The organism is Stenotrophomonas sp. YJH_SMC_40, assembly GCF_059368615.1.
The window spans coordinates 451,034-476,475 of record NZ_JCAFRX010000001.1 but is presented as its reverse complement, the minus strand read 5'-3'; the positions used below and the strand labels follow the sequence as shown (position 1 = coordinate 476,475).

28 protein-coding genes are annotated in these 25,442 nt (G+C 66.4%); 6 read left to right on the top strand and 22 right to left on the bottom strand.

From position 1 onward, the window contains the following. Positions 1–6: 6 nt before the first annotated feature. From AC5P6X_RS02340 to AC5P6X_RS02330, 3 genes are read right to left on the bottom strand one after another with little or no spacing between them, the layout of a single operon-like run. Positions 7–1,356 (bottom strand): purple acid phosphatase family protein, encoded by a 1,350-nt coding sequence (locus AC5P6X_RS02340; protein WP_217482223.1) that lies wholly within the window; start codon positions 1,354–1,356, stop codon positions 7–9. 14 nt (positions 1,357–1,370) lie between these two features. Further along, a complete protein-coding gene (locus AC5P6X_RS02335; RefSeq protein ID WP_088435621.1) occupies positions 1,371–2,456 on the bottom strand; it encodes a phytase in 1,086 nt (361 codons plus the stop codon). Between the two features lie 29 nt (positions 2,457–2,485). Then, a complete protein-coding gene (locus AC5P6X_RS02330) occupies positions 2,486–5,020 on the bottom strand; it encodes a TonB-dependent receptor (protein ID WP_407073042.1) in 2,535 nt (844 codons plus the stop codon). Between the two features lie 216 nt (positions 5,021–5,236). On the opposite strand from AC5P6X_RS02330, the gene upp reads away from it, so the two are divergent. Further along, positions 5,237–5,869 (top strand): uracil phosphoribosyltransferase, encoded by a 633-nt coding sequence (upp, locus tag AC5P6X_RS02325; RefSeq protein ID WP_005416149.1) that lies wholly within the window; start codon positions 5,237–5,239, stop codon positions 5,867–5,869. 63 nt (positions 5,870–5,932) lie between these two features. Here the strand turns inward: upp and AC5P6X_RS02320 are convergent, their stop codons facing one another. After that, on the bottom strand, positions 5,933–6,412 hold the full coding sequence (locus AC5P6X_RS02320; protein ID WP_005409098.1) for an SRPBCC family protein: 480 nt from the start codon (positions 6,410–6,412) through the stop codon (positions 5,933–5,935). Then, on the bottom strand, positions 6,393–6,752 hold the full coding sequence (locus AC5P6X_RS02315) for an ArsR/SmtB family transcription factor (RefSeq protein ID WP_012479781.1): 360 nt from the start codon (positions 6,750–6,752) through the stop codon (positions 6,393–6,395). The genes AC5P6X_RS02320 and AC5P6X_RS02315 overlap by 20 nt, the downstream gene beginning before the upstream one ends. Positions 6,753–6,880: 128 nt before the next feature. Here AC5P6X_RS02315 and AC5P6X_RS02310 point away from each other — a divergent pair, with 128 nt between their 5' ends. Beyond that, positions 6,881–7,174 carry a PsiF family protein gene (locus tag AC5P6X_RS02310; RefSeq protein WP_005412985.1) on the top strand — a complete coding sequence of 98 codons (294 nt, stop codon included), beginning with the start codon at positions 6,881–6,883 and terminating at the stop codon, positions 7,172–7,174. A 307-nt stretch (positions 7,175–7,481) separates the two neighbouring features. On the opposite strand, the gene AC5P6X_RS02305 is transcribed toward AC5P6X_RS02310, so the two are convergent. The 6 genes from AC5P6X_RS02305 to rsmD all read right to left on the bottom strand — a co-directional run bounded on the left by AC5P6X_RS02305 (position 7,482) and on the right by rsmD (position 12,297). Then, positions 7,482–8,369: an MBL fold metallo-hydrolase gene (locus AC5P6X_RS02305; RefSeq protein WP_005412984.1), complete on the bottom strand. Its 888-nt coding sequence runs from the start codon at positions 8,367–8,369 to the stop codon at positions 7,482–7,484. Between the two features lie 120 nt (positions 8,370–8,489). Further along, positions 8,490–10,220 (bottom strand): gamma-glutamyltransferase, encoded by a 1,731-nt coding sequence (gene ggt, locus AC5P6X_RS02300; protein ID WP_049449194.1) that lies wholly within the window; start codon positions 10,218–10,220, stop codon positions 8,490–8,492. Further along, the gene (locus tag AC5P6X_RS02295) at positions 10,217–10,498 is read right to left on the bottom strand and encodes a YfhL family 4Fe-4S dicluster ferredoxin (RefSeq protein ID WP_004153175.1); all 282 of its coding nucleotides are present in this window, start codon (positions 10,496–10,498) and stop codon (positions 10,217–10,219) included. The genes ggt and AC5P6X_RS02295 overlap by 4 nt, the downstream gene beginning before the upstream one ends. 132 nt (positions 10,499–10,630) lie before the next feature. Then, positions 10,631–11,122, bottom strand: coding sequence for a hypothetical protein (locus tag AC5P6X_RS02290; RefSeq protein ID WP_005409092.1), 492 nt, complete (start codon positions 11,120–11,122; stop codon positions 10,631–10,633). 60 nt (positions 11,123–11,182) lie between these two features. Beyond that, positions 11,183–11,692 carry a pantetheine-phosphate adenylyltransferase gene (coaD, locus tag AC5P6X_RS02285; protein WP_005409091.1) on the bottom strand — a complete coding sequence of 170 codons (510 nt, stop codon included), beginning with the start codon at positions 11,690–11,692 and terminating at the stop codon, positions 11,183–11,185. Then, positions 11,689–12,297 carry a 16S rRNA (guanine(966)-N(2))-methyltransferase RsmD gene (gene rsmD, locus AC5P6X_RS02280; RefSeq protein WP_495215300.1) on the bottom strand — a complete coding sequence of 203 codons (609 nt, stop codon included), beginning with the start codon at positions 12,295–12,297 and terminating at the stop codon, positions 11,689–11,691. The genes coaD and rsmD overlap by 4 nt, the downstream gene beginning before the upstream one ends. A gap of 658 nt (positions 12,298–12,955) precedes the next feature. Here rsmD and htpG point away from each other — a divergent pair. Beyond that, positions 12,956–14,848 carry a molecular chaperone HtpG gene (gene htpG, locus AC5P6X_RS02275; RefSeq protein ID WP_088437110.1) on the top strand — a complete coding sequence of 631 codons (1,893 nt, stop codon included), beginning with the start codon at positions 12,956–12,958 and terminating at the stop codon, positions 14,846–14,848. A 197-nt stretch (positions 14,849–15,045) separates the two neighbouring features. Here htpG and AC5P6X_RS02270 read toward each other — a convergent pair whose 3' ends face one another. After that, positions 15,046–15,345, bottom strand: coding sequence for a hypothetical protein (locus AC5P6X_RS02270; RefSeq protein ID WP_108270159.1), 300 nt, complete (start codon positions 15,343–15,345; stop codon positions 15,046–15,048). 129 nt (positions 15,346–15,474) lie between these two features. On the opposite strand from AC5P6X_RS02270, the gene ftsY reads away from it, so the two are divergent. The 3 genes from ftsY (at position 15,475) to AC5P6X_RS02255 (ending at position 18,275) form a co-directional block, all read left to right on the top strand. Continuing rightward, a complete protein-coding gene (gene ftsY / locus AC5P6X_RS02265; protein ID WP_012479774.1) occupies positions 15,475–16,791 on the top strand; it encodes a signal recognition particle-docking protein FtsY in 1,317 nt (438 codons plus the stop codon). 84 nt (positions 16,792–16,875) lie between these two features. Beyond that, entirely contained in the window at positions 16,876–18,000 is a 1,125-nt protein-coding gene (gene mutY / locus AC5P6X_RS02260) for an A/G-specific adenine glycosylase (RefSeq protein WP_495215299.1), read from the top strand. A gap of 5 nt (positions 18,001–18,005) precedes the next feature. Then, complete coding sequence (locus AC5P6X_RS02255) at positions 18,006–18,275, top strand: oxidative damage protection protein (RefSeq protein ID WP_005409085.1); 270 nt, start codon at positions 18,006–18,008, stop codon at positions 18,273–18,275. Between the two features lie 74 nt (positions 18,276–18,349). Here AC5P6X_RS02255 and AC5P6X_RS02250 read toward each other — a convergent pair whose 3' ends face one another. The 10 genes from AC5P6X_RS02250 to AC5P6X_RS02205 form a co-directional block, all read right to left on the bottom strand. Next, positions 18,350–18,799 (bottom strand): DUF6491 family protein, encoded by a 450-nt coding sequence (locus AC5P6X_RS02250; RefSeq protein ID WP_049451042.1) that lies wholly within the window; start codon positions 18,797–18,799, stop codon positions 18,350–18,352. 221 nt (positions 18,800–19,020) lie between these two features. Then, positions 19,021–19,734: a lipoprotein-releasing ABC transporter ATP-binding protein LolD gene (lolD, locus tag AC5P6X_RS02245; RefSeq protein ID WP_005409083.1), complete on the bottom strand. Its 714-nt coding sequence runs from the start codon at positions 19,732–19,734 to the stop codon at positions 19,021–19,023. Further along, positions 19,727–20,968 (bottom strand): lipoprotein-releasing ABC transporter permease subunit, encoded by a 1,242-nt coding sequence (locus AC5P6X_RS02240; protein WP_005409082.1) that lies wholly within the window; start codon positions 20,966–20,968, stop codon positions 19,727–19,729. Before AC5P6X_RS02240 ends, lolD begins: the two co-directional genes overlap by 8 nt. A gap of 23 nt (positions 20,969–20,991) precedes the next feature. Beyond that, positions 20,992–21,441 carry a hypothetical protein gene (locus AC5P6X_RS02235; RefSeq protein WP_049451041.1) on the bottom strand — a complete coding sequence of 150 codons (450 nt, stop codon included), beginning with the start codon at positions 21,439–21,441 and terminating at the stop codon, positions 20,992–20,994. Then, a complete protein-coding gene (locus tag AC5P6X_RS02230; protein WP_049451040.1) occupies positions 21,392–21,640 on the bottom strand; it encodes an FAD assembly factor SdhE in 249 nt (82 codons plus the stop codon). The genes AC5P6X_RS02235 and AC5P6X_RS02230 overlap by 50 nt, the downstream gene beginning before the upstream one ends. A 99-nt stretch (positions 21,641–21,739) precedes the next feature. Next, a complete protein-coding gene (locus tag AC5P6X_RS02225; RefSeq protein WP_005409079.1) occupies positions 21,740–22,525 on the bottom strand; it encodes a succinate dehydrogenase iron-sulfur subunit in 786 nt (261 codons plus the stop codon). 66 nt (positions 22,526–22,591) lie between these two features. After that, positions 22,592–24,382, bottom strand: coding sequence for a succinate dehydrogenase flavoprotein subunit (gene sdhA / locus AC5P6X_RS02220; protein WP_005409078.1), 1,791 nt, complete (start codon positions 24,380–24,382; stop codon positions 22,592–22,594). A 31-nt stretch (positions 24,383–24,413) separates the two neighbouring features. After that, a complete protein-coding gene (gene sdhD, locus AC5P6X_RS02215) occupies positions 24,414–24,800 on the bottom strand; it encodes a succinate dehydrogenase, hydrophobic membrane anchor protein (protein WP_005409077.1) in 387 nt (128 codons plus the stop codon). Continuing rightward, a complete protein-coding gene (gene sdhC / locus AC5P6X_RS02210) occupies positions 24,797–25,189 on the bottom strand; it encodes a succinate dehydrogenase, cytochrome b556 subunit (RefSeq protein WP_005409076.1) in 393 nt (130 codons plus the stop codon). The genes sdhD and sdhC overlap by 4 nt, the downstream gene beginning before the upstream one ends. A gap of 56 nt (positions 25,190–25,245) precedes the next feature. Beyond that, positions 25,246–25,416: a DUF1674 domain-containing protein gene (locus AC5P6X_RS02205; protein ID WP_495215298.1), complete on the bottom strand. Its 171-nt coding sequence runs from the start codon at positions 25,414–25,416 to the stop codon at positions 25,246–25,248. Positions 25,417–25,442 lie beyond the last annotated feature (26 nt).

Here is a 25,442-nt window from a genome sequence, read left to right as displayed (position 1 = left end):
TCCTCCTCATTCCCAGCAGCGATCGGCGCGGCCCTTGGCAGTCTGCGCGCGCGGGCAGTCACGCGGCGTGATGCGGCCTTCGGTCAGCTCCGTGCGCTGCTTGCCGCCCTTGGCGTCGCGACGCAGCTCGAAGGCATCGTAGAGTCGCCCGGTCACCGTGCGGGCTTCATAGCGCAAGTGCTGCGGATCGATGTGCAACACCTGGAACAGCTGGGTGTCCTCGGCCACCGGATCCATCGTCCTACGTGCCTCGTCGGAGAGACGGTACTGCTTCGGCCCCGCCACGGTCACCACATACTGCGGCGTCGCGGCCTGTCCTTCACCACGGCGGCCATAGGTGTGATCGTGGCCCTGCAGCACCAGATCGACGTTGTGGCGACGAACCACCGGCAGCAGCACGTCACGCAATGCGGCGTTCTCGCGCCCTTCGCGCGGCGAATAGAACGGCTGGTGCAGCAGCACGAGCGTCCACGGCTGCGGATTGCCGGTCAGTACCTTGTCCAGCCACTGCGCCTGCGCCTTGGCCGTGCCAAGGTCGAGTGCCGACGTGCCATCGACCACGGCGACGCGCACGCCCTGCGCATCGAACCAGTAGCTGGTCTGCTGTGCGGCGGATGCCCCATTGCCCGGCAGCGCGAACGTCACCGGCCAGTGCCTGCCCAGCACGCGGCGTTCCTGCGGAGTGTCCTCGAACTCCTCGACATACTCGTGGTTGCCGATCGCCGGCGCGACCAGGGTTTCCTGCGCCAGCCAACCGGTGGCGGCAAACCATTCGCCCCACTCGCTGTCATCGGCACCATCGCCCCCACTGACCAGATCGCCAGCGAACAGGCTCAGGCGCGCCTCGGGTGCGGCCTTCTGCGCGGCGCGCACCACGCGGCTGACATGGCTCACGTTCTTGTTCTGGGTATCTCCAAAGTACAGCAGGGTCAGCGGCTGGTCGGGCGCAGCCAGCGTGCGCAGCTGGTTCCAGGCGCTCCAGCTGCCGTTGCCCTGCACGCGGTAGACGTACAGGGTATCGGGCCGCAGGCCGCTGACATCAGCGCGGTGGTGGTGCGACAGCCCGTTCTCGGTCTGCAGCGCGCGGGTCGTGGCGCGCACCTGGCGGATGCCCTCGATGGCCGGTGAATCACCGGCAAGGGCAATCTCCAGCAGCGGCGCCTGCACGCTGCCGTCGGTGCGCCAGGCCACGGCGAACCCATGGCCGGGATCGACTGCCGGCGAAGCGACAATGCGGTCCGGCACCGTCGTCGCTGCGTAGTGGCGGCTGCCCGCCGGCACCTGGGTGTTCGCTTCAGCCGCCGCGAAGCACAACGACGGCACCGCCAGCAGCAGGCCCAGCGCCAACGTACGCATCAGGCAACGACCGCTCACGAACCACACTCCAGCGGCAATGCCAACTGCTTGGCAATGCTCTCCCAGTCGAACGCCACCACGCCCTGGTCGTCATGCACCGCATACAACGCGCCGTGCGGGAAGCGCGCGCTGGGCTGCGGCATCATCCAGATGCCATCGGTGTTGGCCACGGTATTGCCCTGGAACGCGCCGACCGGCTTCAGGGTGTGGCGGTCGAACAGGTGGAACACGCTGCGCTGCTTGCCCTGTTCGGTGGTGATCCACCAACCATCCTTGCCGCAGGTGCGCAGGGTTACGCCTTCGGCCTGCGCCTTGAACACGTCGCGGCCGAAGGTGGTGCCGGTGAAACGCCCGGCCAGCGTGTAGACCTTGAACTCGCTGGCGTAGCCCTCGTCCTCTTCGGCGATCAGCAGGCGATCGTTCTCGGGGTCGCCCCAGATCGACTCGACCACGCGCAGGGCACCCGCCTCAGTGGTATCACCGATGCTGGCCACAAGCTTCGCTTCGACCTTCGCGCCATCGCGGGTCACCTGGTACTGGCGCACGCGCTTGTCCAGCTCGGTCAGCGGCGGCAGGATGTCACGGCCCTGTGCATCCTCGCCGTTGTCCCAGGAGTCGGTCACGTAGACGCTGTAGCCATCGGCACGGCGGTCGACCCACAGTCCGTACGGCTTGCGCAGGTCGTCCGCAGCGAAGGTCGCCAGTGGAGTGAAGTCCGGCAGGCTCAGTACCTGCACGCGGTGATTGTCGCGCTCCACGATCCACAGCAGATCGTCGGTCACCGCGATGCCGTTTGGGCGATCGAACTGCCCTGGCGCGGTGCCGCTGCTGCCTACGTCGCGCAGGTGCTGGCCGCTGCTGCCGTCGTAGACCACCAGCTTGTCGGTGGCCTTGGCAGTGGCGATCAGCCACAGCTTTCCGTCAGGTGCACGCCAGGCGGCAGGCGAATCGATGTTGTCAGCCGGCGTCATCGGTGAAAGGAATGCCTCGGCGATGGTGGTCACCGCACGCTCGTTCGTGGTCTTCGCTCCGGGCTTGGCCACGGCTGGATCATTGCCGTTGGCCGGCGTACAGCCGGCCACCAACGTCACGGCCAGCATGGTGGCCAGCAGGGTGATGCGAGGCCCGCTCACAGTGCCACCTTCAGGCCCAGTGCGTAGGTGCGGCCATATTCTTCCATCTGCAGGGTGCGCGAGCGCGTGCCCTGGTACAGCTCCAGCGGCTTGTCCAGCAGGTTCTGTGCCTCGAAATACATGCTCACGCGCGGAGTGAACCTGTAGTCAAGCGAGAAGTCGAGCTGGGTGTTCGGCGCTACGTAGATGTCGAAGGCACGGCCGGCACCAAGGGTATCCAGGTACTCGCTGCGGTGCACGGCTGCCACACGGGTGCTCAGGCCGTACTTCTCGTAACCGATGTGCGCGCTGTACACGTTCTTCGAGGCGCGCGGCAGGGTGAAGTCCTCACCGGCGCGCTTGGCCAGGCCCGGGTCGAAATCAGTGTCCAGCCAGGTGCCGCTGGCACCCACCAGCAGGCCATCCCAGCCAGCCGGGAGGAACGACAGCTGCTGCTGCCAGTTGAACTCGGCGCCACGCACCTTGGCCTTGTCGCCATTGACCGAGGTCACCACCGGCAGGCCGTCGTAGATGCCGTCGGCGCCGGCCTGGCGGACCTGCACGATGTAGCCGTCGATCGACTTGTGGAACACGCCCAGCGAGAGGATGCCGCTGTCGCCGATGTACTTCTCCACCGACAGGTCGATGTTGGTCGACTCGTACGGATCCAGCTCCGGATTGCCCAGGCGCACTTCATTGTCGTTGCGGGCCAGGCCGATGCGCGGCGAGGCATCGCCGAAGCCCGGGCGCGCCACCGTCTTGTTGGCGGCGAAGCGGAATACCCAGTCGTCGCTGGCGTCGTAACGCAGGTGCAGGCCCGGCAGTACGTTGTTGTAGCTCTTGCTGGCGGTGACCCGGGTCGCGGTGTAGGAGCGTCCGTCCTTGGCCACGTCCACGCGATTGCCGGTGGCGCTGAAGCGGGTGTTCTCCACACGCACGCCGCCGATCACGCGCAGCGCACCGATGTCCCAGGTGCCCATCGCATAGCTGGCGAACACGTCTTCGCGCGCGGTGTAGTCGCCTTCCAGAGACGTCGCGGCGTTGCCACCGACATCCTGCGGACGCGCGCTGTATTCGCCACCGTGCTGCGACCAGTAGCTGCGCATCGCCGACGAGTCCATGCCCTGCCCCATCGGGCCGTGGCGATGTTCCGGCGAGCCGGTGGTCCAGTCACTGAGCTTGATCGCCGGACCCACGCGCAGCGACGCCTCATCGACATTCACGTCACGGTCGCGCCAGCGCCCGAGCAGGCCGAACTTGTAGCTGCTGTTGTCGCCGTCGAAGCGGATGTTGACCTGCGCGCTGCGCTCCTCGTCGTCCACCTTCTTCGGCTTGGCCACCACACGGTCGAACTTGTAGTTGGCGTTGTCCAGCCACTGATCGTTGTCGAAGGTGTAGGTGGGCAGGCGGCTGCGCTGGTCCAACGTGCCATTGAAGGCCTTGCCGTTGAGCTTGAAGCGCGACTCGATCTCGTCGTCCACGCGTTCTTCGGTACGGGTATAGCCGATCTTGTAGTCCAGTACCGCGTCGGTCAGCTTGTTCTCGCCACCCAGGCTGGCGGCGAAGGTGTTCTCTTCCTTGGTCCGGTAGCGCATGCGCTTGTCGATCGAATCCTTCGGCATTCCGGCAAGTCGATACTGGTCGGTGCCGGTGGCGATCATGTCGGCGCTGTTGAAGTTGAAGATCACGCGCTGGCGGGTTTCGGCATCGTCGAACTGGCTGTACAGCGTGCGCAGGTAGTAACGGCTGTCCTCGTTCGGGCGCCAGTCGAAATTGAGGTTGGCGCCGATGCGCTTGCGCTCGATCTCGTACTTGCGGTTCTGCAGGTTCAGCGCGGTGATTTCGCCCGGGCGGGTGGTGGTCGGATCCTTGTTCCCGCTGACATCACCGTACTCCACTTCGCTGTTGTCCGATTCGAACGTCCGCTTCTGGTAGTTCACGCCGGCGGCGATGCCGAAGGTGTCGTTGAACACTTCGCTGTAGTTGAACGCGGCCTTCGGGCTGGTCTCGCCCGAAAGCTGCTGGTGGCTGCCTTCGATCTTGCCACGCAGGCTGCGGCCCTCGCGGTCGAACGCCGAGGCGGTCTCGACCAGGATCGCGCCGCCAATGGCGTCGCCCGGCATGTCCGGGGTCGGTGATTTGATCACGCGCAGGCGCTCGGTCGAATCGGACGGGATCACGTCCATCGGTGCGGCGCGGCTGGAGTTGTCCGGTGTGCCGATGGCGATGCCGTCGACGCTGACGCTGTTGAGGTTGGCATCCAGTCCGCGCACGACCACGTAGCGGCCCTCGCCCTGGTCGCGCGTCACGCTGATGCCCGGCAGGCGTTGCAGCGACTCGGCCACGTTCTTGTCCGGGTACTGGCCCAGCGCGTCGGACGACACCGCATCCTCGATGGCGTTGCTGCTGCGCTTGAGGTCCACCGCGCGGATCTGCGATTCAAGCTGGGCGCGCACTTCAATGCGGTCCAGGTCGACCGCATCGGCGGCCACTGCACCGGTGGCGGCGACCGCCTGCTGCCCGGCGGCCTGCAGTGGTGCAGCAGCCCCCATCGCCAGGGTCAGGGTGATGGCAACGGCCAACGGAGTCTTGATATGCACTGGGAATCCCCATTCCTGTTAAGAATGGGTCTGCACGGTATGTCCGCAAGGTTGCATGGCAATGACATGCATCTGCACATTTCATGCAGGCCGTCTCCGGCCCCGGTTTGGGGTTGGGCGCCCAATCCGGCAAAATGGCGTCCTCTCTCCTTATCCCCCTTCCCGACCATGAAGATCGTCGAAGTGCGCCACCCGCTGGTGCAGCACAAGATCGGCCTGATGCGCAACGCTGCGCTCAGCACCAAGGATTTCCGCGAACTGGCCAACGAGCTCGGCACGCTGCTGGCCTACGAGGCCACCGCCGACCTGGACACCGAGCCGCACACCCTGGCCGGCTGGGCCGGCCCGGTCACCGTGCAGCGCATCGCCGGCGCCAAGATCACCGTGGTGCCGATCCTGCGCGCCGGCCTGGGCATGCTCAGCGGCGTGCTGTCGCTGATCCCGGCGGCACGCGTCAGCGTGGTCGGCCTGCAGCGCGATGAGGAAACCCTGCAGCCGGTGCCCTACTTCGAGCGCCTGACCGGCCGCCTGGAAGAGCGCGACGCGCTGATCCTGGACCCGATGCTGGCCACCGGCGGCACCCTGATCGCCACCATCGACATGCTCAAGCGTGCCGGCGCCCGCCGCATCAAGGGCATCTTCCTGGTGGCCGCGCCGGAAGGCATCGAAGCAGTCAAGGCCGTGCATCCGGACGTGGAAATCTACACCGCGGCCATCGATGCCCAGCTCAACGACAAGGGCTACATCCTGCCCGGCCTGGGCGATGCCGGTGACCGCATCTTCGGTACCCGCGTCGGTTGATCCGGTGAACCGGGGTCGGATCCCTTTCGCAGAAAGGGCTCTGACCCCACCCCGGATGCCGGCCTACAGGCCGGCCGCGAACGCTTCCAGCTGGCCGATGACGGTGTTCCAGCCGTCGAAGAAGCCCATCTGCTCATGCTGGTCGCGCAGGGCCTTGTCCGGGTGCATCACCTGCGCGGTGTAACGACAGCCCTGGCCCTCATCCTCCATCGAGATGATGGCGGTGAAGCCCAGCCACGGTGACTGCGGCCGCCAGCCCGGGCCCAGCATCGAGGTGAACACCAGACGCTGCTGCGGCACGATCTCCAGGAAGCTGCCCGGGTTGTCACTGCTGCCGCCGTCGGGGCCCTGCATGAAGGTGTGGAAGGCGCCGCCCGGGCGCAGGTCGAAGGCACGCACTTCGGTGGACCACGGCTTCGGGCACCACCACTGGCGCAGCAGCTCCGGGTCGGTCCACGCCCGCCACAGGGCGGCGCGCGGTGCGTTCAGTACGCGACTGATGACCAGATCGGTCTCGGGGTTGCTACCTGCGTCTACGGCCATGGGCCTGCTCCTGTCGGTGAAGGGTTTCGACAAACTCGACCATGCGGTCGGCGCGCGCTGCCCACACGACGCGCTGCGCGGCCAGCCATTGCTCGGCCTGGCCCAACCGTTCCGGCACCAGTTCGCAGGTGCGTACACGCCCCTGCTTGCGACTGCGCACCACGCCACTGCGCTCCAGCACGGCCAGATGCTTCATCAGCGAGGGCAAGGCCATCTCAAAAGGCTCGGCCAAGGTCGACACCGTGCGCGGCCCCTGCCCCAGCGCCGCCACGATCGCGCATCGGGTGGGGTCGGCCAGTGCCTGGAACACGTCTTGAATGGCGGGATCATACTTACCCATCTGGCTAAGTAATACGCCGATCTGAATGCCCCCCTGCAAGCGGTCGCTGCCGAGGCACGATTCTTCACGTGGCCTTGCTGCCTGCAGGCCAATGCTCCGCGCACCCGCCACCGCCTGGAGTGCTCTCGATGAAAGCTTCTTTCCTGCTGGCCGCTGTCCTGCTGGTCGGCCTGCCCCTGGCTGCCAATGCCACCACGCCGCAGCAGCAGCGCATGGCCGACTGCTCGGCCAAGAACAAGGGCTTGAAGGGTGACGCCTACAAGACCGCGCAGAGTTCCTGCCTCAGTGGCCACGCCGCCGAAGCCAAGCCGGCCAACGCGCAACAGGAACGCATGCGCAAGTGCAACGCTGACGCGGGTGCCAAGAAGCTGGCCGGTGACGCGCGCAAGACCTTCATGAGCAGCTGCCTGAAGGCGTCGTAGCATCGCTCGTCCAGTTCAATCGAATGGGGGCAGAGCCCGTTGCACGGCAATGGCATTCGACCCCATCTGAATATCGATATCTGACAGATGTGCCGACCAACGGTCGGCACCCACCAATAGCCACCGGCCACCTGTCAGAGGTGGGGCGGTGTGGGTGGGCAGGCGCCGTGGATGGCGCCATCGAGCCCCCATGGGTGGGTTTACGGCGTGTCCTGACCACCCGCACCGCACCGCCATCCCACGGAATGCCGTTCTTGATCTTGCTTCGGCTTCTGCAGGTGCAGGGAGCAGCCCTGCCGAACACCCGTCACCCCAGCGCGCGCGCCTTCAGTTCACCCTGCTCGTGCAGGGTCACGAAACGCCCCTTGTCATCGCGACCCAGCTGCGCCAGCGCCACCTGCGGGTCGTGGGTGAAAAACAGATGCACGTTGCGCGCCAGCTTGTCCTCAAGGAACTGCCGCTTCTCGTCGATCAGGAGCTCGGCATTGCGGTCGTAGCCCATGGTGATCGGCACGTGTACCCATGAGCGCCCCGGGATCAGGTCGGCACAGAACACCACCCCGCCGTGCGCATCTTCGCCGGCGTGCGCGTGGCCGACAATCTCGGCCAGCATCAACCCCGGCGTGTGGCCATCGCTGTAGCTGAAGCGAACGCTGCGACCCAGAACCTTCGAATACTCGCCGTCCACCACTTCCAGGCGACCGCTGGCCTGCAGCAGGCCAGGCAGCTCCGGAATGAAGCTGGCACGGTCGCGCGGATGCGGCTGCATGGCGCGCTGCCAATGCTGCGCACCGACCACATAAGTCGCATTGGGGAACAGCAGTTCCGGCTCACGCCCTTCGCTCCATGCCGCCAGCAGGCCACCGGCATGATCGAAATGCAGGTGGCTGAGCACGACGACATCAATGTCCTCGTGCTCGAAACCTGCTTCGCGCAGCGAATCGATCAGTACGTGCTGGCTTTCCTGCACGCCATAGCGCTCACGCATGCGCGGATCGAAGAACGCCCCGATACCGGTTTCAAACAGCACGGTCTTGCCTTCCAGCGGGCTGGCAAGCAGCGCACGGCACGCCAGCTCGATGCGATTGAGCTCGTCCGGTGCCGCCCATTTTTCCCACAACGCGCGCGGCGCGTTGCCGAACATCGCGCCGCCGTCGAGGCGCTGCGAGTTTCCACGAATAGACCAGAGTTTCATGTGTCGATTATCGGCGCCGGCTCGTTAAATAATCGCTAGAAAGGAAACAGAAAACCCCGCCGTCAAGGGCGGGGTTTCGGTAAACAGCCAGATTGGCGGCCAGCGGCCGGCACGACTGGATCAGCGTGCCGGCGCGACCAGGGCGCTGCCCACCGGGTTGCGCGGGTCGCTGCCGCCAAACAGCTTGTTGGCCTTCCGGTCCCATTCCACGGTCTGCAGGTTGCCCCACACGTGGCTGGACCCGCGGCCCCCGGCGGCCACATTGCCCGGCAGGTCGATCTTGTGACCCATCGCCTGCAGCTGCTTCACCGTGGCCGCGTCGAATGCATCGTCCTCTGCTTCGATCAGGTCCGGCAGCCACTGGTGGTGGTAGCGCGGCAGCGCGGCAACCTGCTGCGCGTCCAGGCCGGCGTCGTAGCCGAGGATGCCCAGCAGCACCATGGTGATGATGCGGCTGCCACCCGGGGTGCCCAGCACCACCACCTTGTCGGCGTTCTCCATGAAGGTCGGGGTCATCGAGCTGAGCATGCGCTTGCCCGCCTTCGGCGCATTGGCCTCGTAGCCCATCACGCCGAACGCGTTGGGCGTGCCCGGCTTCAGCGCGAAGTCGTCCATCTCGTTGTTCAGCAGCACGCCGGTGCCCTTCGGAATCAGCCCCGAGCCGTACAGCAGGTTGACGGTCTGGGTCGCGCCGACGCGGTTGCCGTCGCGATCGATGATCGAGAAGTGCGTGGTCTCGTCGTCTTCCAGCGGCGTCGGGTTGCCCGACAGCAGGTCGCTGGGCGTGGCCTTTTCCGGATGGATGGTCGCCCGCAGGCCCTGTGCGTAGTCCTTGCTGGTCAGCACCTTCTGCGGGATCTGCACGAAGTCCGGATCGCCGAGGAAGAAGGTGCGGTCGCGGTAGGCACGGCGCATCGACTCCACCACCAGGTGGGTGCGGTGCGCCGGGTCCATCTTGTTGATGTCCCAGCCTTCCAGGATCTGCAGCATGCTGGCCAGCGCGATGCCACCGGACGACGGCGGCGGCGCGGTGGTGATCTTCCAGCCGTTGTAGTTGAACACGATCGGTTCGCGCTGCTTCACGCGATAGCCGGCCAGCTCTTCAGCGGTCCACTTGCCGCCGGCCTGCTTCACGCCGGCCAGCAACAGCTTTCCGGTCTGGCCCTTGTAGAAGCCATCGAAGCCACCTGCGGCCAAGCGCTCCAGCGTCTGTGCCAGCTCCGGCTGCTTGAACAGGTCACCGCTGGCGATCGGCTTGCCGTTGCGCAGGTAGACCTCACGGGTGCCGGGATAGCGCTCCATCACCTCACGGCGAGAGGCATAGCCCTTGGCCATGCGGTCGTAGACCGGGAAGCCTTCGCGCGCGATGCGGATCGCCGGCTGCAGCGATGCAGACAGCGGCAGCTTGCCGTGCTTGGCCGACAGCTCGACCAGCGCCGCAGGCAGGCCCGGAATACCGGCCGACCACGCACCGTTGACCGAGCGGTCACGGTCGAGGTTGCCCTGCTTGTCGAGGAAGGCCTGCGGCGTTGCCGCGGCCGGCGCGGTCTCGCGCGCGTCCAGCATCACGTCCTTGCCGGTGGCCGCGTCGTGCAGCAGGAAGAAGCCACCGCCACCCAGCCCGGAACTGATCGGCTCGACCACCGCCAGCGTGGACGATACCGCCACCGCGGCGTCGAAGGCGTTGCCGCCCTGCGCCAGGATGTCGATGCCGGCCTGGGTGGCCAGCGCGTGGCCGCTGGCAATGGCCGCGCCGTCGGGGCGCTCGGCACGGGCCGGGCTGTCGGCCCAGGCAATCGGGCTCAGCAGCAGGCCGAGCAGCAACAGGCGGCGGACGATCAGCGTCTTCATTCGGATGGGGGCTCCGCATAGAGTTCGGGGTGATCGTGCTGCAGCTGGCGCAGCTTGGCCAGCAGCTGGTCTTCCGTTTCCACGATCTCCGGGTCCGGATCGATGCACTCGACCGGGCAGACGACCACGCACTGTGGCTCGTCGAAATGGCCCACGCATTCGGTGCAGCGCGCAGGGTCGATCACGTAGATGGTTTCACCCATCGCAATGGCCTGGTTCGGGCAGGCCGGCTCGCATACGTCGCAGTTGACGCAGAGCTCGTTGATTTTCAGCGACACGGCGATACTCCTCGCCCGCGCCTTGGGACAAAGGACCGGCCAGCGCGGGCGCGCGGGCCGGTCAGGTCATCAGCGGCGCCCTTGCAGGACGCCGCCCGGGCCATGCCGGAGCATGGCCGCCATGGCTCGGTCTTACTTGGCTTCGACGAAAATGTACTCGGCACCGGTCGGCTGGATCGCAGCCTGAACGCGGGCGTTGTCGGCCGACTGGCCGATGAAGACGACGCGCACGCCCTTCATCGAATCCGGCGACACGTCCTTGAACACGGCCTGGATCATGTCAGCCATTTTGCCCGAGGCCGACGAACCGAAGGCCAGCATGTTGCCCGGCTGCACGCCACGGGCCACGGCCTGGGTCGCGCTCTCGGTCTGGCGCTCGTACTTGGCCTGGAAGTCCGGGTCCGATTCCGGGGAGAGGTAGTACAGGAACGGGCTGTTGGTGATGTTGCCCATGTTCTGGATGGCCACTTCCTGCAGGTACTTCTTCCAGCCTGCATCGTCGTCCTTGGCCGGGGCGACCAGGGCCTGCTTGGCCTCGTCGACCGGAGCGGCCTCTTCCTTCTTGCAGGCGGTGAAGGCCAGGGCCAACGAAGCGATCAGCATCGCGCGCATGGTGGTGTTCATGGGTTTCCTCCCGGAATGGTGCGTGGTGTTGTGCGTAATGGGGTGCGGGTACAGCAGGACTTACGACTGTGCCGCCTTCGCTTCGCGGACCTTGCGCAGGGCTTCGAGCACCGCGGCCGGCACGAAACCGGACACATCGCCGCCCAGGCGCGCGATCTCGCGGACCAGCGAGGACGAAATGAAGCTGTGCTGCTCGGCCGGGGTCAGGAACAGGGTCTCGACCTCGGGGATCAGGTGACGGTTCATGCTGGCCATCTGGAACTCGTACTCGAAATCGGACACCGCGCGCAGGCCACGCAGCAGCACCCCGCCCTGGACCGAACGGACGAAATGGGCCAGCAGGGTGTCGAAGCCGATGACCTCGACGTTGCCATGGTGGCCCAGTGCGCCACGCGCCAGCTGCACGCGCTGCTCCAGCGGTAGCGCCGGGCCCTTGGACGGGCTCTGCGCCACGCCCACCACGACCTTTTCAAACAGCGGCGCGGCCCGGCTGACCAGGTCGATATGACCGTTGGTGATCGGGTCGAACGTGCCGGGATAGACGGCAATGCGGCGGTTGGCCACGGTCATGGGCGGATGCGGATGTTCAGATGAGGCCAAAGTGTAGCAGTGGCGCGGCGGTACAGGGCAAAGCGCACCTCGCGGGTGCCGCCCTCGCGGTGCAGCAGCCAGTCCGGCGGCAGCACCGGCACGTGGCCGGCCGGCGATTCCAGGTACAGCCAGGCATCGGCGGCCAGGTGCCGCGGCAGCTGCGCCAGCACGTCCTGCCACAGGCCATCGGCGAACGGCGGGTCGATGAAGACCAGATCGGCCTGCTGCGCGGGCGCGCCCTGCAGCCAGCGCAGGGCATCGGCCTGCACCACGGTGATCTGATCGGCGGCCTGGAGCTTCGCCACGGCCGCGCTCAGATTGCGTCCCAGCTGCGCGTCGCGCTCGACCAGGGTGGCGTGGGCAGCACCGCGCGAGACCGCCTCCAGGCCCAGCGCGCCACTGCCGGCGAACAGGTCCAGCACCCGCGCGCCGCCCAGTCTGGGCATCAACCAGTTGAAAAGGGTCTCGCGCACGCGGTCACTGCTGGGCCGCAGCCCCGGCAGGGTCGGCACCGGCAGGCGGGTATTGCGCCAGCGACCGCCGATGATGCGGACCTGGCCGTCGTTGCCCCCACGGCCGCTCACAGGCGCCCCCGGCGGGGTTCATTCGAGAATTTCAGCATGAGCGGGATTGTAGTTCGGCCGGGCTTTGCCCGGCACCCGTCGAAGCCACGGCAACGGCCGAAGCAACGGCAAAAGCCGGATATCCGTGGGTTGGCGGGGTGGGTCCGGTCGAGGGGGACGCTGCAAGTACGTCCATGTAAGCTCGGTCGCCGCATCCATGCGGCTCACGCCCCCTCAACCGGACCCACCCCGCCTTCGACAGTTTCCTGCGATCTGCCGGAAGGTCTCTTGGGGTCAGATCCGTTTTCCTGCGGAAAACGGATCTGACCCCAGTTTTATTTCGATATCTGACAGAGGTGTCGACCAAGGTCGACACCTGCCAACAGCCGCGTGAACCTGTCAGAGGCGGGGCGGTGTGGGTTGGCAGGACCGTTGGCGCCATGGATGGCGCCATCGAGCCCCCATGGATGGGTTCACGGCGTGTCCTGCCAACCCACACCGCCCCGCCATCCCACGGATAGCCCGCTGCTGCTGTTGATGTTGCTGTTGCTGTTGCATCGGCCTCTGCAGGTGCAGGGCTGCAAGCCCTGCCGAACAACCCCTTGATTTCGGGACAATCACCCCTACCCCTTGGCGAGGCCGCACGCGCTGGCGCGGCATTGCACATGGAGCCCTATCGATGACCGAGACCACCCAGACCGAAACCCTTGGCTTCCAGACCGAAGTCAAGCAGCTGCTGCAGCTGATGATCCACTCGCTGTACTCCAACAAGGAGATCTTCCTGCGCGAGCTGGTCTCCAACGCCGCTGACGCTGCCGACAAGCTGCGCTTCGAAGCCCTGACCCAGCCGGCCCTGCTTGAAGGTGACAGCGAGCTGCGCGTGCGCGTCAGCTTCGACCCCGCCGCCCACACCATCACCATCGAAGACAACGGCATCGGCATGAGCCGCGCCGAGGCAATTGCCCATCTCGGCACGATCGCCAAGTCCGGCACCGGCGATTTCCTCCGCCAGCTGTCCGGCGACCAGAAAAAGGATTCGCAGCTGATCGGCCAGTTCGGCGTCGGCTTCTACAGTGCCTTCATCGTTGCAGACCAAGTGGAAGTGACCTCGCGCCGCGCCGGCCTGGGTGCAGGCGAAGGCGTGCGCTGGACCTCGCGCGGCGAAGGCGATTTCGAAGTGGCCACCATCGACAAGGCCGAGCGCGGCACCCGCATCGTGCTGCACCTGAAGGACGGCGAGCACGATTTCGCCGATGGCTGGCGCCTGCGCGGCATCCTCAAGAAGTATTCGGACCATATCGGCCTGCCGATCCAGATGCCGAAGGAAGGTGGCGAAGAAGGCGGCGCGGTCGAATGGGAAACCGTCAATCGCGCCAGCGCGCTGTGGACCCGCCCGCGCACCGAGATCAGCGACGCCGAGTACACCGAGTTCTACAAGCACGTGGCACACGACCACAGCGATCCGCTGGCGTGGAGCCACAACAAGGTCGAAGGCAAGCTGGAGTACACCTCGCTGCTGTACGTGCCCGGCCGCGCGCCGTTCGACCTGTATCACCGCGATGCGCCCAAGGGCCTGAAGCTGTACGTGCAGCGCGTGTTCGTGATGGACCAGGCCGAGCAGTTCCTGCCGCTGTACCTGCGCTTCATCAAGGGCGTGGTCGATTCCAACGACCTGTCGCTGAACGTCTCGCGCGAGATCCTGCAGTCCGGTCCGGTCATCGATTCGATGAAGGCCGCGCTGACCAAGCGCTCGCTGGACATGCTGGAAAAGCTGGCCACAGACAAGCCGGAGCAGTACGCCACGTTCTGGAAGGAATTCGGCCAGGTGCTGAAGGAAGGCCCGGCCGAGGACTACAACAACCGCGAGAAGGTGGCCGGCCTGCTGCGCTTCGCCTCCACCCGTGGCGACGGCGATGCGCAGAACGTGTCGCTGGCTGACTACCTCGGCCGCATGGCCGAAGGCCAGGACAAGATCTACTACCTGACCGGCGAGAGCTACAGCCAGGTGCGCAACAGCCCGCACCTGGAAGTGTTCCGCAAGAAGGGCGTGGAAGTGCTGCTGCTGACCGACCGCATCGACGAGTGGCTGATGGGCTACCTGACCGATTTCGACGGCAAGGGCTTCGTCGACATCGCCCGCGGCGACCTCGACCTGGGCGCGCTGGAAACCGAAGCGGACAAGCAGGAACAGGAAGCAGCGGCCAAGGACAAGCAGGGCCTGGTCGAGCGCCTGAAGACGGTGCTGGGCGATGACGTGGCCGACGTGCGCGTCTCGCACCGCCTGACCGATTCGCCGGCGGTGCTGGCCATCGGCGAACAGGACCTGGGCCTGCAGATGCGCCAGATCCTGGAGGCCAGCGGGCAGAAGGTGCCGGACAGCAAGCCGGTGCTGGAGATCAACCCGGGCCATCCGCTGATCGCCAAGCTGGATGCTGAAGCCGATGGCGCGCGTTTCGACGATCTGGGCCGGGTGCTGTTCGACCAGGCTGCATTGGCCGCCGGCGACAGCCTGAAGGATCCGGGCGCCTATGTGGCGCGCCTGAACAAGCTGCTGCTGGAGCTGTCAGCCTGATCGACAAGGTGGTCGCCGGGCATGGCCCGGCTTACCCGGCGATGCTCTGGTAGAGGCCAACCTCGGTTGGCGCCCAAAAAGCGTGCCAACCAAGGTTGGCACCTACCGGGGCGGGTGGTGAGTGCCAACCAGGATTGGCATCTACCAGGCGGGTCGAGCCTGTCAACCAAGGTTGACACCCGCGAAAGCCGGGAGGCTCAGGCCTCGCGATCCAGCAGCGAGCCGAGCATCTGGTCCTGGCGTCGGATCACCGCGGCGTTGGAAGCGAAAGCCACCACCTCGGCTTTCGCTGCCAGCAGATCACCCAGTGGTGCACTGCCATCGGTGCCGGTAGGGGTCACCGCGGCCTGCACCCCGCCCTGCTCCACCGTACTGCGTTGCAGCTGCAGGGGTTGGGCATCAGGAGTCGCCAGGTTGGCCACGTTGTGCGCGGCCACCTGCACGCCCTGCTGGGCCGCACGCATCCCGCCGAGGGCGATTCCCATCACGTTGTTCATGGCGGTCTCCGGACCGCCCTGCGCAGCCCTCCGGACCGGTTAACGGCCGGCCGGCCGCGACCTTGAGTCCACATCGGCCCGACAGGCCTGAGTGGTAGCATATCCCTCTGATTTCAGCGCCTTTTGCCAATGCTCAGTTTTTTCCGCCGCAAGAAGCCCCAGGATGCCCCCGCAACGGAGGCACCCAAGACCCAGCACTACTCGGCTGAAGAGCTGGCGGCGGCGTTTCCGTCGGCCGCGCCGGTCGAGGACAAGGAGCCGGCACCGGTAGCCGTACCGGCCGAGCCTGCACCGGTCGAGCCGCCCCCGGCAACCGCCGTTCCGGTCGCTGTCGAGCCCACCCCGGCGATTCCGGCCCCAGCCGCAGCGGTTCCGGCAGCTCCTGCGCCGACGGCGCAGATCGACGTCGCCCCCATCGCGACCCCGGCCATCGAACCGGCACCCGCACCGCTGCCCGAGCCCACCCCGGCACCGGTCACCGACGACCTGCCTGCTGCCGCCTCGGTCGACGCTGCTCCGGCACCTGCCGGCAAGCCCGGCTGGCGCGAACGCCTGCGCAACAGCGTCATCGCGCGCAGCTTCGGTGGCCTGTTCTCGCGCAACCCAAAACTCGACGACGACCTGCTGGACGAGCTGGAAACCGCCCTGATCACCGCCGACGTCGGCGTGGGTGCCACCACCGACCTGGTCGAGGGCCTGCGCAAGCGCATGAAGTCGCGTGAGTTCGCAGATGCAAATGCGCTGCTGGCCGCGCTGCGCGCCGAGCTGATCGCGATCCTGCAGCCGGTGGCCAAGCCGCTGGTGATCGACCGCAATGCCAAGCCCTTCGTGGTGCTGACCGTCGGCGTCAACGGCGTTGGCAAGACCACCACCATCGGCAAGCTGGCCAAGCGTTTCAAGGATGAAGGCCACAGCCTGATGCTGGCCGCCGGCGACACCTTCCGCGCCGCCGCCGTCGCACAGCTCCAGGCCTGGGGCGAGCGCAACGGCGTGGCCGTGGTCGCCCAAGGGCAGAACGCCGATGCCGCTTCGGTGGCATTCGATGCGCTGCAGGCCGGCAAGGCCCGCGGCACCTCGGTGCTGATCGCCGATACCGCCGGCCGCCTGCACACCCAGTCCGGCCTGATGAACGAGCTGGGCAAGATCCGCCGCGTGCTCGGCAAGATCGACGCCACTGCACCGCACGAAGTACTGATGGTGATCGACGGCACCACCGGCCAGAACGCGCTGTCGCAGCTGCGCCAGTTCAATGCAGCGGTGAACGTGACCGGCCTGGTGGTGACCAAGCTGGACGGCACTGCCAAGGGCGGCGTGGTGTTCGCGCTGGCCCGCGAGTTCGGCATTCCGATCCGTTTCGCCGGCATCGGCGAGCGCCCGGAAGACCTGCGCGTATTCGATCCGGAAGCCTTCGTTGACGCCCTGCTGCCCGAAGCGCTGGGTGCCTGATAGACCGTGCAGCCACGCTTGGCGTGGCTCTACTGCAGCCCGGTAGAGCCACCCCATGGGTGGCTGCCCACCTCCGGAATACCGATGCCCCGCCAGCCGCACGCCAGCGCCGGAACCATGCAGACCGACGACTTCGTCGCCCACCTGCTGCATTGGTTCGACGACCACGGCCGCCACGACCTGCCCTGGCAGCATCCGCGCAGCCCCTATCGGGTCTGGTTGTCGGAAATCATGCTGCAGCAGACCCAGGTGAGTACGGTCATCCCGTACTTCCAGCGGTTCCTGCAGCACTTTCCGACCCTGCCCGACCTCGCCGCCGCCAGCAATGACGCGGTGATGGCGCAGTGGGCCGGGCTCGGCTACTACGCCCGCGCACGCAACCTGCACGCGGCAGCCAAGCGCTGCGTGGAACTGCACGACGGCGACCTGCCACGTGACTTCGACGCGCTGCATGCCCTACCCGGCATCGGCCGCAGCACCGCCGGTGCGATCCTCAGCCAGGCCTGGAACGACCCGTTCGCGATCCTCGATGGCAACGTCAAGCGGGTGCTCAGCCGCTACCACGGCATCGACGGCTTCCCGGGCCTTCCGGCCATCGAGAAGCAGTTGTGGGCGATCGCCGAGGCGCACGTGGCGCAGGTGCCGACCGGGCGCATGGCCGATTACACCCAGGCGCAGATGGACCTGGGTGCGACCGTATGCAGCCGCGCCAGACCCGCCTGCGTGATCTGCCCGCTGCAGGACGCGTGCGTGGCGCGCCGCGAAGGCCGCACCGCTGAACTACCCACGCCCAAGCCCAGCAAGACCCTGCCCGAGCGCGAAGCAGTGGCCCTGCTGCTGCGCGACCCCCAGCAGCGCGTGCTGCTGCAGAAGCGGCCGGCCACCGGCATCTGGGCGCAGCTGTGGACGCTGCCGCAGGCCGAGGCCGGCAGCGACCTGCAGGACTGGTTCGATGCGCATGTTGAAGGTTCGCTGGAAGACGCCGAGGAGCTGCCAGTGCTGCAGCACACCTTCAGTCACTACAGGCTGCACCTGCAGGTACTGTCGCGCCAGGTGAACGGCCTGCGCGTGAAAGAACCCACGTTGCGCTGGGTCGCCTACGATGAACTGCGCGCGCTGGGCCTGCCCGCGCCGATCCGCAAACTGCTCGACGGCGCGACGATCAAGACGCCAAAACGAACTTCCAAGAAACCCCGCAACCACGAGTGAGTGCCATGCCCCGAACCGTTTTCTGCCAGTACGAACAACGCGATGCCGAGGGCCTGGACTTCGTGCCCTATCCCGGCGAGCTGGGCCAGCGCATCTTCAACAACATCGGCAAGCAGGCCTGGGCTGCGTGGCTGGCGCACCAGACCATGCTGATCAACGAGAACCGCCTGTCGCCGCGTACGCCGGAACATCGCGCGTTCCTTGAAGGCGAACTGGTCAAGTTCCTGTTCGAGAAGGACGCGCAAAAGCCGGCCGGCTTCACTCCGGAAGCCTGACGCACAGGTAGTGCCGGGCGCTGGCCGGCAACCTGGCATCTGCGCGATGCCGGCCAGCGGCCGGCACTACCGCGCTATTTCGTGTTGTCCTCGCGCTCCTGCACCTGCGCCTGGCGCAGCTCCTGCTCGGAAGCGCGTAGTGCCTTCACATCCAGCTTGCGGATGCTGTCGATGAAACACGGCAGGCGCGGGCCGCCGGTAGGGTCGCGCACCAGCACCTTGTCGAAACGCGCCGAAACACGATTCATCTGGCTGGTCAGGCCGATGGCGGTGGCATATGGCAGGTCCTGGCAGGGCCCCCTCAACTCCAGCAGGTAGGCCTCGCTGGGACGCGTCCATACCGCAAGCGCGCTGTCACCCAGCTCAGTCCAGCCATTGAGGGTGCCGAAGAACTGCATGTCGTTCTGCGGCGCGCCGGCGTGGGCACGGTACAGGTCAAGCTTCTCGGCGCTGCTGAGCCGGCCAGTGGTCGCACACGCGGCCAGCGCCAGGCAGAGTCCGGCCACCAGGAACGGGGTCTTCATGGCGATCTCCTCGGGGAACTGTCGCCATCATGCGCCCGGGCCGGCAACGGCGGCGCGACGACCGACAGCCCCATTCAGGCGCTGGTCGGCGGTGGACCAAGGCCGACCTCTACCCAAGCAGACCCAAGGCCCCGGATTCCGGAAGTCACCAACCTTGGTTGGCGCCTGCCCTGCAGGAGCAGCCGACCAGGGTCGGCTTCCACCAAAGCGGCCCCGGCGCCTCAGACGTCGGCGTGGGCCAGTGCGTGCAAGCGCCCTTCGCGCAGCTCCAGCACCCGGTCGAGGCGGCGCGCCAGGCTGCGGTCGTGGGTGACCAGCACCAGGCTGGTGTGACGCGCACGATTCAGTTCCAGCATCAGCTCGAACACCGTGGCGGCCGTGCGGTCATCCAAGTTGCCGGTCGGCTCGTCACCCAGCACGCAGGCCGGGTGATTGACCAGTGCCCGCGCCACCGCAGCACGCTGCCGCTCACCACCAGACAGCTCGCCCGGCTTGTGATCCAGGCGGTGGCCGAGGCCGACCGCTTCCAGCAGCGTGGTGGCCCGGCTGCTCGCTTCTGCTACCGCAGTGCCAGCCAGCAGTACCGGCATCATCACGTTTTCCAGCGCGGTGAACTCCGGCAGCAGGTGATGGAACTGGTAGACGAAGCCCAGCGCCTGGTTGCGCAGCAGACCGCGCGCGGTATCCGACAGCGCCGACATGCGCTGCCCGGTCACGTAGACCTCGCCGGCGGTTGGAATGTCCAGGCCGCCCAGCAGGTGCAGCAGCGTGCTCTTGCCGGCGCCGGAGGCACCGATGATCGCCACCGTCTCGCCGGCGGTCACGGTCAGGTCCAGGCCATCGAACACCGGGGTCTGCATGCGCCCTTCAGCGTAGGTCTTGCCCAGTGCTTCGGCGCGGATCACTTCGTCGCCGCGGTTGAAGACCTTATTCATAGCGCAGGGCCTCCGCCGGCTGGGTGCGTGCTGCCCGCCAGGCGGGATACAGGGTGGCCAGGAAGCTCATCAGCAGCGCGACCACGGTGATCGCCACCACGTCGCCGGTCTGCATGTCGGTCGGCAGGCCGGTGATGTAGTACACATCCTCCGGCAGCAGCTTGACGTTGAACACGCTCTCGATGGCGCCGAGGATGCGTTCCAGGTTGAGGGTCAGGGTGATGCCGCCGATCAGGCCGGCCAGCGTGCCGAAGATGCCGATCAGCGAACCCTGCACCATGAACACCTGCATCACCCCGCCCGGAGTCAGGCCAAGGGTGCGCAGGATGGCGATGTCGGCCTGCTTGTCGGTGACCAGCATCACCTGCGACGACACCAGGTTGAAAGCGCCCATGGCGATGATCAGCGACAGCAGGATGCCCATCACTACCTTCTCCATGCGCAGCGAGTGGTAGAGGTTGGCGTTCTGCTGGGTCCAGTCACTGACCCGGTACGCGCCGCCGAGGCTCTGCGCCAGGTCCACGCCCACTTCCAGCGAGCGGTCCATGTCGTGCAGTTTCAGCCGCACGCCGGTAGCGCCATCGGAACGCAGCACGCGCTCCAGGTCCTGCATGTTGGCGAAGCCGACGCCGCGGTCGACCTCGTTGTAGCCGGCCTCGAAGATGCCGCTGACGGTGAAGCGTTTCATCCGCGGCACTGCGCCAGCAGGCGTGCCCTGCACTTCTGCAAAGGTCACCAGCACCTGGTCGCCAACGTCCACGCCCAGCCAGACCGCCAGCTCTTTGCCCAGCAGCACGTTGAAGCTGCCCGGCTTGAGGCTGTCATAGCTGCCCTTGGTGACCTTCTTGTCGATCACCGAGACCTTCGGCTCCAGCGCCGGATCGATGCCCTGGATGATTGCTCCCTGCACGCGCGGGCCGCTGATCATCGACTGGATCTCGATGTACGGCGCGGCACCGGCCACGCGCGGGTCCTTGCGGGCGACGTCCACCACGCGCATCCAGTCCGGCATCGGCTCGCCGTCGCGGCTGATGGTGGTGTGCGCGGTCATCTGCAGCAGGCGGCTGCGGATTTCCTTCTGGAAACCGCTCATCACCGCCAGGGTGGTGATCAGCACCGTAACGCCGAGCGCGATGCCCAGGATCGATGCCATCGAGATGAAGGAGATGAAGCCGTTGCGGCGCTTGGCGCGCAGGTAGCGCAGGCCAATGGCCACGGGAATGGGTTTGAACATGCAGGCACGCCGGTCAATTCAGCTTATGGTGCCATCGACCGGGGCCTACGGGAAACGCCGCGTGCGGCCACGGCCAGTCGCAGTTCACGTCGCTGCCTGGAATCGAGCACATCGGGCCAGAACAGCAGGCGCCGGCGGCGCCGATCCTCACGCCAGAGCAACAACAGCCACGGCCCACGCACGACCAGTTGTGGTGCATCGACGTCCTGCCCGGCCACCTGCAGCGGCTCGGGCGGTACCGGCAGAAGCACCTGCACGCGCGGCCTGCGCTGGCGCCAGGCCAGTTCGGCCAACCCGATGCCCCAGGCCAGCAACACCGCCGGCGTCAGCAGCCTGGGCGGCAGATCCGATGCGCGCAGCAGCCAGGGTGCGGCCAGCAGAACCGCCAGCTGGGCGGCGGCCTGCAGCCGCGAGGGGCGCCACTCAAGGCTTGAGGGCGAGGATCTTCTGCATGAGGGAGATCGCGTGCGCATGCGGGCAGGCCTCATAGCCCATGAACCAGCGCCACAACTTATCGTCCTCGCAGTCGAGCAGGAACAGGAAAACCTCGCGCTCCTCGGTCGGCGCGGTGCTCCATTCGTGGTCGAGATAACGGCCGAACAGCTGGTCCAGCTCACGCATGCCGCGTCGGCAGCGCCAGCGCAGCTTCTTCAGCAGAACATCTTCTTCCATCGTGTTTCTCCAGATACAGCAAAGCCACGCATGGCGTGGCTCTACTGGGGGTGGCACAGCCACGCGTCGCGTGGCTCTACCAGATACCGCCGGGCCTGATCAGGCGCGGCGTTCCATCATCAGCTTCTTGATCTCGGCGATCGCCAGTGCCGGGTTCAGGCCCTTCGGGCAGGTCCGGGCGCAGTTCATGATGGTGTGGCAGCGGTACAGCTTGAACGGATCTTCCAGATCGTCCAGGCGCGCACCGGTGTCCTCATCACGCGAGTCGATGATCCAGCGGTAGGCCTGCAGCAGGATCGCCGGGCCCAGGTAACGCTCGCCGTTCCACCAGTAGCTCGGGCAGCTGGTCGAGCAGCAGGCGCACAGGATGCACTCATACAGACCGTCCAGCTTCTTGCGGTCTTCCGGCGACTGCAGGCGCTCACGGTCCGGCGGTGCCGGGGTCTGGGTGCGGATCCACGGCTTGATCGAGGCGTACTGCGCATAGAAGTGGGTCAGGTCCGGAACCAGATCCTTCACCACGTTCATGTGCGGCAGCGGGTAGATCGGCACTTCCTTCTTGCCGCAGTCCGAGATGGCTCGGGTGCAGGCCAGGGTGTTGGTGCCGTCGATGTTCATCGCGCACGAACCACAGATGCCTTCGCGGCACGAGCGGCGGAAGGTCAGGGTCGGGTCGATCTCGTTCTTGATCTTGATCAGGGCGTCCAGGACCATCGGGCCGCAGGCGTCCAGATCGACTTCATAGGTATCGGTGCGCGGGTTGCTGTCGTCGTCCGGACTCCAGCGGTAGATCTTGAAGGTGCGCACGTTCTTGCCGCCGTTCTTGACGGGGAAGTGCTTGCCCTTCGTGATCTTGGAATTCTTGGGGAGTGAAAACTCGGCCATGGCTGCTCTCGTTGGCTCAGGCGGCCCGCGCCCTTGGGCGCGGATTGCATGGTAGGCGGGGTCGGATCAGTACACGCGCGGCTTCGGCGGCACCACGGACACGTCGTCGGTCAACGTGTACATGTGCACCGGACGGTAGTCGAAGCTGCACTTGCCCTTCTCGTCGACGCTGACCAGGGTGTGCTTCTGCCAGTTGACGTCGTCGCGGTCCGGATAGTCCTCGTGCGCATGCGCACCACGGCTTTCCTTGCGCTGTTCGGCCGAGTTGATCGTCGCCACCGCGTTGAGCAGCAGGTTGTTCAGCTCGTAGGTCTCGATCAGGTCCGAGTTCCACACCAGCGAACGGTCGGAGACCTTCACGTCCTGGAACGAGTCGAAGATCTTGTCCATCTTCTCGCAGCCTTCCTTCAGCGTCTGGCTGGTGCGGAAGACGGCCGCGTCAGCCTGCATGGTGCGCTGCATGCGATCGCGGATGACCGAGGTCGGGGTATCGCCGTTGGCGTGGCGCAGCTTGTCCAGCAGACCCAGTGCCTTGTCGCAGGCATCGGCCGGCAGCGGCTTGTGCGATGCGCCCGGCTTGATGGTCTCGGCGCAGCGGTTGGCCACCGCACGACCGAACACCACCAGGTCCAGCAGCGAGTTCGAGCCCAGCCGGTTGGCGCCGTGCACGGACACGCAGGCCGCTTCACCGATGGCGTACAGGCCCGGCACCACAGCATTGTCGTTGTCGCCGACCTTCTGCACCACTTCGCCGTGGTAGTTGGTCGGGATGCCACCCATGTTGTAGTGCACGGTCGGGATGACCGGGATCGGCTGCTTGTGCACGTCGACGCCGGCAAAGATGCGGGCGCTTTCGGCGATGCCCGGCAGCTTGTCGTCGATCACGCCCGGGCCGAGGTGGGTCAGGTCGAGCAGGATGTGGTCCTTGTGCTCGCCGACGCCGCGGCCTTCGCGGATCTCGATGGTCATCGAACGGCTGACCACGTCGCGCGAGGCCAGGTCCTTGTAGTGCGGCGCGTAGCGCTCCATGAAGCGCTCGCCGCTGCTGTTGCGCAGGATGCCACCTTCACCGCGGACACCCTCGGTGATCAGGCAGCCGGCGCCGTAGATGCCGGTCGGGTGGAACTGCACGAACTCCATGTCCTGCATGGCGATGCCGGCACGCATGGCCAGGCCGCCACCGTCGCCGGTGCAGGTGTGCGCCGAGGTGGCGCTGAAGTAGGCACGGCCGTAGCCGCCGGTGGCCAGTACCACGCCCTGGGCGCGGAACAGGTGCAGGGTGCCGTCGGACATGTCCAGGGCCAGCACGCCGCGGCAGGCGCCTTCGTCGTCGAAGATCAGGTCGAGCGCGAAGTACTCGATCATGAAGCGCGCATCGTGCTTCAGCGACTGCTGGTACAGGGTGTGCAGCATCGCGTGGCCGGTACGGTCGGCCGCCGCGCAGGTACGCTGCGCCGCCGGGCCTTCGCCGTACTTGGTGGTCATGCCACCGAACGGACGCTGGTAGATCTTGCCTTCGGCGGTGCGCGAGAACGGCACGCCGTAGTGTTCGAGCTCGATGATGGCCGGGATGGCCTCACGGCACATGTACTCGATGGCGTCCTGGTCGCCCAGCCAGTCCGACCCCTTGATGGTGTCAAAGAAGTGGTAGCGCCAGTCGTCTTCGCCCATGTTGGCGAGTGCGGCCGAGATACCGCCCTGGGCGGCAACGGTGTGCGAACGGGTCGGGAAGACCTTGGTCAGGCACACGGTCTGCAGGCCCTTGGCGGCCAGGCCGAACGTGGCGCGCAGGCCGGCGCCGCCGGCGCCGACCACGACCATGTCGTACTTGTGTTCGGTGATCTTGTAAGCGGACATCTAATCTGGATTCCTGTGTTGGTGCCTGGGCTCAGGCAACGCCGAGGGCGATGCGGCCCACCGCAAACACACTGACGATCATGCCGAGCACGGCGACGAACTTCACCGCGGTCTGCAGCACCAGGGCCAGCAGCGATTCGTGGATGTAGTCTTCCAGCACGACCTGCATGCCGAGCTGCGCGTGCCAGAACATGGCGATCAGCAGGCCGATCAGCGGCACTGCGTTCCACGGCTTGGCCACGGCGGCGGCGGCGGTCGCGTAGTCCGAGCCCAGCAGGCCCAGCACGAAGACCAGGAACCAGATACCCAGCACCACCAGCGCGGCGGCAGTCAGGCGCTGATGCACGAAGTGCTCGGTGCCGGTCTTGGCCGAGCCAAGGCCACGCACGTTCTTCAACGGGGTACGGAACTTGCTCACGCGGCACCTCCGAACATCACATAGGCCCACACCAGCAGGGTGATCACCAGGCTGCCGGTGACCGACAGCCAGCTGCTGCGGATGAAGGCGGGGATGCTGAAGCCGATGGCGAAGTCCTGCACCACATGGCGGATGCCATTGCACAGGTGATAGGCGAACGACCATGTCCACGCGAACAGGAACACGCGGCCATACCAGGCCCCGGCATGGCCGGTGAAGCAGTTCCAGGACTCGGGCCCCATCATCAGGGCCAGCAGGCCGGCAGCGATGATGAGGGCACCAACAGACAGAAAGACGCCAGTGGCTCGATGCAGGATCGAGGTGGCCATCTGAATCTGCCAGCGATACACCTGAAGGTGCGGGGAAAGTGGGCGTTGTCTGGTCGCCATTCGCTGGGCTCGTTGTCTCGGCTGGGCGGCACGCGGCCGCGTTGGCTCAATGCTGATCAGAAATCGATGCAGCGTCCGTTTTTCTCCCAATCGCCATACCGCACCGGATCAAGTCCGCCGCGGCCGCCGAATTCTTCTGCTTTTTCCTGTTCCACGGGCACGGGTGCCGCGGGGACCAGCGGGACTTCAGATTCGTCGTCGGGAGTGGGGGTTGTTTGGCCTATCATGTTCGGTCTCGCAACGCACAAATTTT

Coding starts and splice junctions, on each gene's coding strand:
- AC5P6X_RS02315 (WP_012479781.1), bottom strand. CDS start 6,752: ATGGGTAAGTATGATCCCGCCATTCAAGACGTGTTCCAGGCACTGGCC.
- AC5P6X_RS02250 (WP_049451042.1), bottom strand. CDS start 18,799: ATGAAGACCCCGTTCCTGGTGGCCGGACTCTGCCTGGCGCTGGCCGCG.
- coaD (WP_005409091.1), bottom strand. CDS start 11,692: ATGACCGTGGCCAACCGCCGCATTGCCGTCTATCCCGGCACGTTCGAC.
- mutY (WP_495215299.1), top strand. CDS start 16,876: ATGCCCCGCCAGCCGCACGCCAGCGCCGGAACCATGCAGACCGACGAC.
- AC5P6X_RS02320 (WP_005409098.1), bottom strand. CDS start 6,412: ATGGCCGTAGACGCAGGTAGCAACCCCGAGACCGATCTGGTCATCAGT.
- AC5P6X_RS02270 (WP_108270159.1), bottom strand. CDS start 15,345: ATGAACAACGTGATGGGAATCGCCCTCGGCGGGATGCGTGCGGCCCAG.
- AC5P6X_RS02310 (WP_005412985.1), top strand. CDS start 6,881: ATGAAAGCTTCTTTCCTGCTGGCCGCTGTCCTGCTGGTCGGCCTGCCC.
- AC5P6X_RS02205 (WP_495215298.1), bottom strand. CDS start 25,416: ATGATAGGCCAAACAACCCCCACTCCCGACGACGAATCTGAAGTCCCG.
- AC5P6X_RS02290 (WP_005409092.1), bottom strand. CDS start 11,122: ATGAACACCACCATGCGCGCGATGCTGATCGCTTCGTTGGCCCTGGCC.
- AC5P6X_RS02255 (WP_005409085.1), top strand. CDS start 18,006: ATGCCCCGAACCGTTTTCTGCCAGTACGAACAACGCGATGCCGAGGGC.
- AC5P6X_RS02225 (WP_005409079.1), bottom strand. CDS start 22,525: ATGGCCGAGTTTTCACTCCCCAAGAATTCCAAGATCACGAAGGGCAAG.
- AC5P6X_RS02305 (WP_005412984.1), bottom strand. CDS start 8,369: ATGAAACTCTGGTCTATTCGTGGAAACTCGCAGCGCCTCGACGGCGGC.
- htpG (WP_088437110.1), top strand. CDS start 12,956: ATGACCGAGACCACCCAGACCGAAACCCTTGGCTTCCAGACCGAAGTC.
- lolD (WP_005409083.1), bottom strand. CDS start 19,734: ATGAATAAGGTCTTCAACCGCGGCGACGAAGTGATCCGCGCCGAAGCA.
- AC5P6X_RS02230 (WP_049451040.1), bottom strand. CDS start 21,640: ATGGAAGAAGATGTTCTGCTGAAGAAGCTGCGCTGGCGCTGCCGACGC.
- ggt (WP_049449194.1), bottom strand. CDS start 10,220: ATGAAGACGCTGATCGTCCGCCGCCTGTTGCTGCTCGGCCTGCTGCTG.
- AC5P6X_RS02335 (WP_088435621.1), bottom strand. CDS start 2,456: ATGCTGGCCGTGACGTTGGTGGCCGGCTGTACGCCGGCCAACGGCAAT.
- AC5P6X_RS02330 (WP_407073042.1), bottom strand. CDS start 5,020: ATGGGGGCTGCTGCACCACTGCAGGCCGCCGGGCAGCAGGCGGTCGCC.
- upp (WP_005416149.1), top strand. CDS start 5,237: ATGAAGATCGTCGAAGTGCGCCACCCGCTGGTGCAGCACAAGATCGGC.
- sdhA (WP_005409078.1), bottom strand. CDS start 24,382: ATGTCCGCTTACAAGATCACCGAACACAAGTACGACATGGTCGTGGTC.
- sdhC (WP_005409076.1), bottom strand. CDS start 25,189: ATGGCGACCAGACAACGCCCACTTTCCCCGCACCTTCAGGTGTATCGC.
- AC5P6X_RS02235 (WP_049451041.1), bottom strand. CDS start 21,441: ATGCGCACGCGATCTCCCTCATGCAGAAGATCCTCGCCCTCAAGCCTT.
- AC5P6X_RS02340 (WP_217482223.1), bottom strand. CDS start 1,356: ATGCGTACGTTGGCGCTGGGCCTGCTGCTGGCGGTGCCGTCGTTGTGC.
- ftsY (WP_012479774.1), top strand. CDS start 15,475: ATGCTCAGTTTTTTCCGCCGCAAGAAGCCCCAGGATGCCCCCGCAACG.
- AC5P6X_RS02240 (WP_005409082.1), bottom strand. CDS start 20,968: ATGTTCAAACCCATTCCCGTGGCCATTGGCCTGCGCTACCTGCGCGCC.